Origin of the sequence: Thiolapillus sp. (genome assembly GCF_048562965.1) — a bacterium.
GTDB classification, from domain to species: domain Bacteria; phylum Pseudomonadota; class Gammaproteobacteria; order Chromatiales; family Chromatiaceae; genus Thiolapillus; species Thiolapillus brandeum_A.
On sequence record NZ_JBHNMF010001615.1, the window covers coordinates 1 to 531 of the forward strand.

A 531-nucleotide genomic window follows, 5' to 3' on the forward strand; every position below is an offset into this window, starting at 1 on the left:
GGAAATCGGAACTGGGGTTGTCATAGGTTTCGTTGTTGCGGACGATCATCCAGTCGCCGCCGTTGGACAGGTAGATGCCATGTCCGTCACCACTGCCGGCACCGTGTGCAATATTGTTTTCCACAACGATCCAGTCTGATCCGCCCGAGAGTATGGGGTCCTTGTACTGACCGGAAATATGATTATTGAGGATGGCGACACCTTTCTGGTGGTAGTGGGTCTCGTAGCCCCCCACAGCGCGTACACCATAACTGCCACCTTTCAGGGTGAAGCCATCGACTGCAACATAGTCGGCATATTCCAGATTGAAACAGGTGGCGCGGCTGGAACTGCAGCAACTTATTTCCACGCCGGGATCAGCCTTCAGCACGATGGGGGCGTCGTAAGTACCGGAATTGTCTTCATCCAATTGCTGTCAATGGCCAATAATTTTGACCCCCTTTCGGCCAATAAAATTGACCCACCCGGGGCGTGATAAAATCAGCCTTCGCGTTTGTGCTTCAATCGATAGCTCTCACCTCCCAGCATGAA

At 52.7% G+C, this 531-nt stretch carries 1 protein-coding gene; it reads right to left on the reverse strand.

What is annotated here, in order from left to right; all coding sequences use genetic code 11:
• Positions 1–409: right-handed parallel beta-helix repeat-containing protein (locus ACOCD2_RS25825; RefSeq protein WP_293654003.1), on the reverse strand; the 409-nt coding region annotated here is incomplete at its 3' end.
• Positions 410–531 lie beyond the last annotated feature (122 nt).